This is a genomic window from Burkholderia sp. Ax-1720 (genome assembly GCF_011753035.1).
Lineage (GTDB): Bacteria > Pseudomonadota > Gammaproteobacteria > Burkholderiales > Burkholderiaceae > Burkholderia > Burkholderia gladioli.
Genome location: NZ_VWWK01000240.1, coordinates 1 through 8,466, shown reverse-complemented (window position 1 = coordinate 8,466; position 8,466 = coordinate 1). Strand labels below are relative to the sequence as shown.

General features: G+C 63.1%; 9 protein-coding genes and 1 tRNA gene. 5 read left to right on the top strand and 5 right to left on the bottom strand.

Going from position 1 to position 8,466, the window contains the following annotated elements; all coding sequences use genetic code 11:
- A partial coding sequence (locus F3J18_RS33840) for an NAD-dependent epimerase/dehydratase family protein (RefSeq protein WP_345892542.1) occupies positions 1 to 603 on the top strand: 603 nt, incomplete at its 5' end.
- Here the strand turns inward: F3J18_RS33840 and F3J18_RS33835 are convergent.
- Both F3J18_RS33835 and F3J18_RS33830 read right to left on the bottom strand, forming a co-directional pair.
- Positions 596 to 784, bottom strand: a complete 189-nt coding sequence (locus F3J18_RS33835) for a hypothetical protein (RefSeq protein WP_013699119.1) — start codon at positions 782 to 784, stop codon at positions 596 to 598. The genes F3J18_RS33840 and F3J18_RS33835 overlap by 8 nt on opposite strands.
- Positions 785 to 916: 132 nt before the next feature.
- On the bottom strand, positions 917 to 1,633 hold the full coding sequence (locus tag F3J18_RS33830) for a 16S rRNA pseudouridine(516) synthase (protein ID WP_166916453.1): 717 nt from the start codon (positions 1,631 to 1,633) through the stop codon (positions 917 to 919).
- Between the two features lie 289 nt (positions 1,634 to 1,922).
- Between F3J18_RS33830 and F3J18_RS33825 the strand changes: the two genes are divergently transcribed.
- Positions 1,923 to 2,927 (top strand): LysR family transcriptional regulator, encoded by a 1,005-nt coding sequence (locus F3J18_RS33825; RefSeq protein ID WP_036038511.1) that lies wholly within the window; start codon positions 1,923 to 1,925, stop codon positions 2,925 to 2,927.
- Positions 2,928 to 2,961: 34 nt separating this feature from the next.
- On the opposite strand, the gene F3J18_RS33820 is transcribed toward F3J18_RS33825, so the two are convergent.
- Positions 2,962 to 4,182 (bottom strand): hypothetical protein, encoded by a 1,221-nt coding sequence (locus F3J18_RS33820; RefSeq protein WP_166916451.1) that lies wholly within the window; start codon positions 4,180 to 4,182, stop codon positions 2,962 to 2,964.
- 127 nt (positions 4,183 to 4,309) lie between these two features.
- Between F3J18_RS33820 and F3J18_RS33815 the strand changes: the two genes are divergently transcribed.
- From F3J18_RS33815 to F3J18_RS33805, 3 genes are read left to right on the top strand one after another with little or no spacing between them, the layout of a single operon-like run.
- Entirely contained in the window at positions 4,310 to 4,819 is a 510-nt protein-coding gene (locus tag F3J18_RS33815; protein WP_166916449.1) for a PAAR domain-containing protein, read from the top strand.
- The gene (locus tag F3J18_RS33810; RefSeq protein ID WP_166916447.1) at positions 4,816 to 5,520 is read left to right on the top strand and encodes a VRR-NUC domain-containing protein; all 705 of its coding nucleotides are present in this window, start codon (positions 4,816 to 4,818) and stop codon (positions 5,518 to 5,520) included. Before F3J18_RS33815 ends, F3J18_RS33810 begins: the two co-directional genes overlap by 4 nt.
- Positions 5,521 to 5,525: 5 nt before the next feature.
- Positions 5,526 to 6,614, top strand: a complete 1,089-nt coding sequence (locus F3J18_RS33805; protein WP_166916445.1) for a type VI immunity family protein — start codon at positions 5,526 to 5,528, stop codon at positions 6,612 to 6,614.
- 334 nt (positions 6,615 to 6,948) lie between these two features.
- On the opposite strand, the gene F3J18_RS33800 is transcribed toward F3J18_RS33805, so the two are convergent.
- Positions 6,949 to 7,033, bottom strand: a tRNA-Leu gene (locus F3J18_RS33800).
- 140 nt (positions 7,034 to 7,173) lie between these two features.
- The gene (locus tag F3J18_RS33795) at positions 7,174 to 8,115 is read right to left on the bottom strand and encodes a CysB family HTH-type transcriptional regulator (RefSeq protein WP_013699099.1); all 942 of its coding nucleotides are present in this window, start codon (positions 8,113 to 8,115) and stop codon (positions 7,174 to 7,176) included.
- Between the last annotated feature and the right edge of the window lie 351 nt (positions 8,116 to 8,466).

The window sequence follows — 8,466 nt, the reverse complement described above, 5'->3', positions numbered from 1 at the left end:
CTGCGCCTGGTCTATGCCAGCACCAGCGGCGTGGACGGGGATTGCGCAGGGGCGCGGGTCGACGAGACGCGGCCGGTGCGGCCGGCCAACGCGCGCGCGGTGCGGCGCGTGTCGGCGGAGCGGCAACTGCGGGCGGCCACGGCGCGCGGCGCGCTGTCGGCGCGGATCGTGCGGATTCCGGGGATCTACGCCGCCAACCGGCTGCCGATCGCGCGACTCGAGCGCGGCACGCCGGCGCTGGTCGATGCCGACGACGTCTATACCAACCACATCCACGCCGACGACCTGGCCGCCATCCTGCTCGCGGCGGCCGTGCGCGGCCGCGCGGCGCGCGTGGTGCACGCCTCGGACGATACCGAGATGAAGATGGGCGAGTATTTCGAGCGCGTGGCTCGCGCCAGCGGGCGCGCCAGCCCGCCGCGCATCACGCGCGCCGAGGCCGAGACGCGGCTCGAGCCGGTGCTGCTGTCCTTCATGCGGGAATCGCGCCGGCTGGTCAATACGCGGCTCAAGCGCGAACTGCGGTTCGCGCTGCGTTATCCGACCGTCGACGACTTCCTGCGTACCGTATCCGCGGACAGCGAACTCGGCTCGCTCAGATGATCGCGGGCAAGGCCTCGATCAACAGGAAGCAGAGCAGGGCGCCGATCAGCGCCCCAATCAGGTTCGGATGATATTTTCGTCGCAGATGCATCGTCGCCAGCAGCGCGCCGATCGCGACCGCGCCCATCACCGCGAATACCAGTATCACGGTCGAAAGTTCGAATGGACTGTTGATGCTCATGATCTTCCCCTGACCCGCTCGTTGTGCTCTTTTTTCTTCTTGTGATTCGAGTATAGCGGCGGTTTGTCGCGCGTCCATATTGCAATGCAACGCGTTTGTCGGGGCGGCGCAACGCAGGGGAGCGTGGCGCGTTCAGGCGGCCGGCGGTGCCGCGCGCAAGGCGGCCAGGTCGGCGGTGTCGAGCCAGCGCCAGCCGCCCGGCGCCAGATCGGCCGGCAGCGTATAGCCGCCCACCCGCTCGCGGTGCAGCGCCTCGACGCGGTTGCCCGAGGCGGCCACCATGCGCTTGACCTGGTGATACTTGCCTTCGAGCACGGTCAGCTCCAGGCTGCGCAGCTCGCGTGCCCGCGCGGCGACGGCCGCGATCGGTTTCGGTTCGCCATGCAGCAGCACGCCCTCGCGCAGGGCGGCCAGTTGCGCCTCGTCGAGCGCGTGCTTGACTTCGGCGAGGTAGGTCTTGGGCACCTTCTTCTTCGGCGAAGTGTAGGCGTGCACGAACTGGCCGTCGTCGGAGAGCAGCAGCAAGCCGGTGGTGTCCTGGTCGAGCCGGCCCACGCATTGCACGCCGCGCGCGCCGAATTGCGGCGGCAGCAGCGAGAACACGCTCAGGTGGTGCTGCGGGTCGCGCGAGCATTCGTAGCCTGCCGGCTTGTTCAGCACGAGATAGGCCTGGGCGCGATAGGGCCAGCGCGTGCCGTCGACGTCGAAATGGAGATCGTCGGTGGCGAAGTCGGCATCGGCATCGTCGCGGACGACATCGTCGATCGAGACGCGCCCCGTCTCGACGAGCGAGCGGCACTGGCGACGCGAGCCGAAGCCCTGCGAATAGAGAATGGTTTCGAGATCCATGGCGCGCGCATTGTAGCAAGCGGGTGGCAGACCGGCGTGCAAGGCCCGCTGTGCAGCGTTTGGCTTGATGCTTCGCATGATCGTCGCGCGGCATGGCGCATAACATGCGTGTGTCGTTTCCCATCGAGAAATTGTCCGAGCTTGGGTCGAGGTGACGTGTCGTCGATCCGGCTCGATGAATTGCTCAGTTCTCCTCCTTTTGTGGATACGGCATCGCGTAGCGCAGCCACGTCGCCGTCGCCGTCGCCGCGTCCGGCTCGCGATGCCGTCCTCTCCCCGGCCGTGAACCATGCAAAACAAGCTACAGAACATGCGCATCTTCGTGTGCGTCGCGAACGCGAACAGCTTCACCGCCGCGGCGCGCCTGCTGAATACGACGATTCCGCAGGTGTCGCGTGCGATTGCCGCGCTCGAAGCCCATCTGCACACGCGCTTGCTGAACCGCACCACGCGGCGGCTTGCCTTGACCGAAGCCGGCGAGCGCTACTTGCATCGCTGTCGCTCGATCCTCGGCTACCTCGACGAAGCGGAAGCCGAGGCGCGCGACGCCAATGTCAATCCGAGCGGCTGCCTGCGCGTGCATTGCGCGGTGAGCCTCGGCCAGCACTATCTGATTCCGGTCTTCGCGAAATACCGGCAGCGCTACCCTGACGTCCTGCTCGACATGACCTTGTCGCAGCGGGCGCCTGCATTGCTCGATGAGGGCTTCGACGTATCGGTGGTGGTCGGCGACGATGAGCTGCCGAGTTCAGGGCTGATCGGCGTGCGGCTCGGCGAGACCTTCGGCGTGCTGTGCGCCTCGCGCGATTATCTCGATCGTCATGGCAGTCCGCACCGCATCGCCGACATGGCGAGGCATGCCTGCGTGGCCTATGAAGCGCCGGCGCCCGGCAGGAGCGAGTGGGAACTGGTCGGCCCCGATGGCCCGGAGCACGTCGCCGGGGCGGCTTCGTCGTTTCGCGTGAACTCCCATGAAGCGATGGCGGTGGCGATTCGCGAGGGAATGGGGATCGGCGTGCTGCCCGTTCATGCGGCGATCGACGGCCTGCGCTCGGGGGACTTCGTGCGCGTCATGCCGCAATGCCGCTCGCCCAGCGAGGTGATCTGGGCGCTGTATTCGTCGAGGCAGTATGTGGACGCGAAGATACGAACCTGGCTGGATTTCCTGCGCGAGGAGCTTGCGCTGCTGCAGCAGGCCGAGGCGAAAGCGTTTCGGAGCCTGGACGGGTGCGGGAAGGATGAGGGGCTGCAGCATGCGCTGCGTGCAGAGCTGGGACGATCCTGGCTGGCGTGACTGGTCCCGTGCCCGACGTGAGGGGCATAAGGGCTTAGCGGCTGAAGCGCTTGTCTTCGGTAAGCCGGCGGTGCTTCATCAGCGGCATCCAGTCGATCTGCGGCAAGGACGCTGCAGCGCGCGGCGCGAGCGGCAGCGCGTTGATTGGCGAGGCCTCGAGAATTGCGGCTTCTTCAGCCGTCGCGATGCGAGGTTTGATCGATGCTCTTTGCGGCTTCGCGTGCCGACGCGTGGTGTCAGGCGATGAAGGCTTCATTGCCGTAGCCGTGTATGTCCTGGTTTTGTTTTCTTGGCGCCGTGACATTTTTGTCACGGCGTTTTTGCGTCGATCGCTACGCGCGACGTGGTTTGGATTGGTTGCTCGCGGCACTTGCGCAATCACGTTCGGCGAAGCGGGTTGGCGTGGTTTCGCGGCGTGCTTCGATGTCGTTGTTGTCGACGGTGCTGCCTGCACCGGCGAGATGGTGTCCGCCGTCACCGCCTCGGGAGGCTGCGTCCGTCGATATGGCGAGCCGATCATCAGACAGGCGAGCACGATTGCCATGCCGGCCACGGCGCTGACGGCGATCGAACGATATCGCGGTCGCGGCATGAGCTTGATCAGGGAGATGCGCGAGGTAATGGAACCGAGCGACGCCGTGGCTTCTCGTCGTTTCGGCACGAGGCGGATCGGGGAGCGGCCGCGCGATGATGGGATACGCGCAATGGGGACGTCGAGCGGATCGGCGGATTCGCATGTGGTAGCGCCCCAACGACATGATGGATGCGGTGCCATCACGTCGATGCAGTATGTCCACAGCGTGGCGCAATAGCCGAGGGGACACGGCGAGGCCGATTTCCCGATGGTCCATTCCCGGCCGAACGGCAGGCCCAGCAGCGGCAGCAACGAGGGCCTGGCGAGTTCACCTTCGACAGTAAGGAATGACGACTGGCTCATGGAGGCTGAGGTGTTGCTGCGTGCGGGATGTCGATCTCTGGACGGGACTGGGCGATTCTGGACGCTGGAGGGCAACCGGTCGATCTGATACGTCAGATATTCAGGCGGTGGATGCCAGATGCGGTCGAGTGATGCGGGCTCGATGCGCGAGCAAAAAAAGCATAAATCGACGTGACATCGACGCACATCTATCTGATGTGACGGCGTTGCGATGCTGCCGGTTTCCCGATTGGAGAGGGCGCGTGGCGCGTCGCTCCGAAAGCCACGTCGGGCTTGCATCGGCGCGCGATAGAACGCCGCTGGCGCGGCGCCGTTCATGCAAAAAGATGCACACGCTCCATGGTTCGATCGTGCTTCGAATCTCGGCTGCGTGCGGCATCAGCGATCTGGTCGCTCCTGCCCTGCACCTATAGAGTCCTCGCGTGCATTTGTCCGGGGATCCACCATGAGCTTTGCGTTCATTCGAGAAGGCGACACGACTTCCCACGGCGGCGTTGTACTGTCGTCCGGAGCGATTACTTTCATCGACGGTCGGCCGATTGCGTTTGTTGGCACGATGGTTACCTGCCCGAAGTGCAAGGGAGTATTTCCGATCGTCACCAGCAAGAATCCCGGCATGAATTTCGACGGTCGGCAAGCGGCATTCCAGGGAGACATGACCGCATGTGGCGCGACGCTGATGGCTAGCCAGGGCAATGCTGTCGCGAACATTCCGGTGAGTGCTGGTGGAACCACGATATCAGCTCGGCATGAGGCCGATGGTTCTGCGGAGCGTTATCGCGGTCGATTCCAGGTCGTCGCTGCGAACGGGCAGCCGGCCGTAAACAGCCCGTACAGTTTGCGAACGCCAGAAGGCCAGACCATCAGCGGTACAACCGATGCCGACGGCTACACTCAGTGGCATCACGCAGACTCGCCAGCCTCCCTGGTCTTTGGTCGGGAGAAGCCTGAATGAGCCACGACGTCCCCGGCGGAACGTCGACCGAAGGCACGACGACTAAGGTGTATCTCGGCGGCGATCTCGATCAACAGGACAAAAAAATACTCTGCGGAGCGCTTTGCCAATGCAAGAAAGGCCCGAACATCAGCATCATCGGCGCCCGACTCAAGCAGGCATGCGTGGCAACGAAGCTGAACGCGCTGGATGCCAGGGGCGATAGCATCTACAAGCCCGAAATCAGCTACAACATGAACGAATACCCGCCCGCGCCCATCATGTCGTCGCGAAATCCGCTCGAGCCGCACGGGTTCATTCCGAACTGGATCAAGGCTCACCACCCGGAAGGCTACGTCCCTGGCGTTGGCTGGATTCGACGACCTGATGTCGTGGTCGTCAAAGATCCCGGAAAGCCGCCCACGCAAGATAATCTGTCCGGCGTGGTCGAAATGAAATTCCCGCCGGATAGACGTGACATCGAGCAGATAGCGGATTACCGGGAAATCGCGGGCCCGCACGCGAAGGTCACCGAACTCGATCCGGCGACCTGTGGCTGTCCTGACGACGGAGGCGAAGAGTCATCCAGTCCGACCGCCGATGCGCTGCGCGACGCCTTTTCGTCGATTGGAAGGCAGGTGAGGAAACTGCTCAACCAAACCGGGGCTGGCTCCGCCCCAGGAGGTGGCATGCCGCCTTCGGTACCCGTTCCAGTTCTCTAACTGACATGACCGACAAAGCATTCATCGAATACGCGAAAGCACATCAGTTCGAAGCGCTGATTTCCGGAGGAGCGCTCGAGCCGACCGACAAGCACGACTATGTCGGTGCTGCCGTCGCTGTGCGTGGCGCACTGTTCTTCCGGAACGCTGCGGACCCTGAAGTACGCCGGGCGATATCGGAGTGCTACGAGCAATATCGCGAGATCGCGAAGGACGAATTGAACTGGCTTTGGCGGGACGGTAAGGAACCCATCAGGATCAAGGGCGGAAACCTTCCCTCCGGCACATTTACGTCCTACTCCGACAAGGCTGCACTGACCGCATACGTCACGTCGGGGGATGCCTCAGCCGACGCGGGGTTCTGGCATTTTCAGGTGTTCGGTCAGCAACGCTGGCGCGAGGCTCGCCCGCATGCTGGTCTGAACGCACTGACATTTTCCACGTCGTTGCTGTACGTCGCCGAAAACCCTGCTGCGTTCCAGACACTGTTCGTAGACTTCGCCCGTCGGCTCAAAGTTGTCAGTGGGTATGCCGGATACGCATTGAATCTCAGTCTCGCGAAAACCGCGGCAAACGTGCCGACGGAATATCAGCTCGCCAAGCAGATGATGGCCCTCGACGTTGGCGAACCGCTACTGCAGGCGGCACGACTGCGTGACGGCATCAAGACAGTCGGCTGGCTTACCGCGCTCGACAAGGAACTGCTCGATAAGGCAGGTGGGCTCGATACCCTGCGAAACGAACTGCCTCCTAACTGGTACGCGCTCTACGATCTGAACGGCGGCGTCGTGATCCAGGCCGGCCGGCGCCCTGAAGCTGGCTCGTCGACCGACGGCGATGAGAACGGGCCACCCGTTCCGCCTCCCAATTACGTGATCCTCAACGCGGCCCTCAAATCGGTGCGCGTTCCTTCCGTGTGGCAGTTGCAAATTGGCCGGCCAGGCTCGGCATCACCGTATTTCGCCACGACGGCCGAAAGCGATGACTGGCTGCGGCGCTTCGATGTATCGGACGATCGGCTGGTTGAGTACAAGGCGAAGCTGCTGCATATGCCGACGCTCGATGCCGACTGCACGTTGCCGGATCGTGCGTGATCGATCGGTGCATGCTTGTCCACCGAGGCAGAGGCGCTAACGGTTCTCGTTGAGTACCGCATGGAAGCTTTACCTGCGCGCAACACATACTTTTGAGTCAAGGGCTTACGCAATTTCAAACTGCAGAACCGAGGCTGCTCAAGGTCAATCCAGCAGGTCCCGGTTGCAATTTGGCTACGCTGACACTCACTAGCGGTATCGCCCAAATCGACAAATCTCCACCCCGAATTGGGGGGGGCGATTCCACCCGGAGCCTCCAGAAACGAAAAAACCCGCGACAGCCTAGCGCTGACGCGGGTTTTAGGGCTTCAGGAACTTTCCCGAAGTTATGTACTGGTGCCCAGGGCCGGAATCGAACCGGCACGCCTTGCGGCGGGGGATTTTGAGTCCCCTGCGTCTACCAGTTTCACCACCTGGGCAGAGAATTCAGACCTTGCACGTGCGATTGCGCGCAGGCGAATCGCTGATTATGGCGGAAATCCGGTCGCCCGGCAAGCGCCGAAGCTGCCACGGGCGTCCTCCATGATCCATCCATATAAATAGGCCAGCCCGCGCCCGCTCACAGCTCGTAAGACTCCGCCTCGCCCTTGAGCGCCTGCTCGATCAGCTTGCGGTTGAGCGTCGGCGACAGCAACTCCACCAGCGTATACACATAACCGCGCAGATACGCCCCTTGCTTGAGCGCCACCCGCGTCACGTTGCTGCCGAACAGATGCCCGACCGGGATCGACCGCAGGTTGCGGTCACGCTCCGGGTTGAAGGCGATATCGGCCAGGATGCCGACCCCGAGCCCGAGCTCCACGTAGGTCTTGATCACATCGGCGTCGATCGCCTCGAGCACGATATCGGGCGACAAGCCGCGCAGCGCGAACGCGTGGTTGATCTTCTTGCGGCCGGCGAAGGCGTCGTCGTAGGTGATCAGCGGGTACTGGGCCAGGTCGTCGAGCGAGGGCGGCCGGCGTTCCAGCAACGGATGATCGGCCGGCACCACGGCGGCGTGATGCCACTGGAAGCAGGGCAGCGACACCAGCTCCTTGTAGTCGGCGATCGCCTCGGTGGCGATCGCCAAGTCGGCCTGGTCGTGGATCACCATCTCGGCCACCTGGGTCGGGCTGCCTTGCAGGATCGACAGATGCACCTTCGGGAAGCGCTTCTTGAACTCGGCGATCGCGGCCGGCAACGAGTAGCGCGCCTGCGTGTGCGTCGCCGCGATGGTCAGGTTGCCCTGGTCCTGCGCTGCGTAATCCTTTCCGACCCTTTTCAGGCTCTCGACTTCCTGGAGGATGCGCTCGACCGAGGCCAGGATGATCCGCCCCGGTTCGGTCAGCGAACGCACGCGCTTGCCGTGCCGCGTGAAGATCTCCACGCCCAGTTCGTCCTCGAGCTCGATGATGGCCTTGGAGACGCCCGGCTGGGACGTGAACAGGGCCTTGGCCGCCTCGGTGAGGTTGAAGTTCTGGCGCACGGCCTCGCGCACGAAGCGAAATTGGTGCAGGTTCATATATAACCCTTCCGCATATGGAAAGAATTTTTTAGTCGTTTGATATATAAAGCGAGTTTATTACGATTCACCCTGGTTTTTCAAATATGGATATCTGTATTCGTCATTAGCAAATGAGCGGGCCGAGGGCTAGACGGCCGGCAGCTCGGTGCGGACGGATGTGGAATTCGGGCGCGGCGTGGCTAGGACGCCGTGCGGTCAACACGAAACCCTGGGGTCCCCGAATGTATCAGTACGACCAGTACGACCAGACGATCGTCGACGAACGCGTCGCGCAGTACCGCGACCAGGTGCGTCGCCGGCTGTCGGGCGAATTGAGCGAAGAAGAGTTCCGCCCGCTGCGCCTGCAGA

Bases quoted from the DNA above. Each gene is read 5' to 3' on its own strand.
- F3J18_RS33830 (WP_166916453.1), bottom strand. From the start codon at position 1,633: ATGGATCTCGAAACCATTCTCTATTCGCAGGGCTTCGGCTCGCGTCGC.
- F3J18_RS33835 (WP_013699119.1), bottom strand. From the start codon at position 784: ATGAGCATCAACAGTCCATTCGAACTTTCGACCGTGATACTGGTATTC.
- F3J18_RS33815 (WP_166916449.1), top strand. From the start codon at position 4,310: ATGAGCTTTGCGTTCATTCGAGAAGGCGACACGACTTCCCACGGCGGC.
- F3J18_RS33820 (WP_166916451.1), bottom strand. From the start codon at position 4,182: ATGAACGGCGCCGCGCCAGCGGCGTTCTATCGCGCGCCGATGCAAGCC.
- F3J18_RS33825 (WP_036038511.1), top strand. From the start codon at position 1,923: ATGCAAAACAAGCTACAGAACATGCGCATCTTCGTGTGCGTCGCGAAC.
- F3J18_RS33805 (WP_166916445.1), top strand. From the start codon at position 5,526: ATGACCGACAAAGCATTCATCGAATACGCGAAAGCACATCAGTTCGAA.
- F3J18_RS33795 (WP_013699099.1), bottom strand. From the start codon at position 8,115: ATGAACCTGCACCAATTTCGCTTCGTGCGCGAGGCCGTGCGCCAGAAC.
- F3J18_RS33810 (WP_166916447.1), top strand. From the start codon at position 4,816: ATGAGCCACGACGTCCCCGGCGGAACGTCGACCGAAGGCACGACGACT.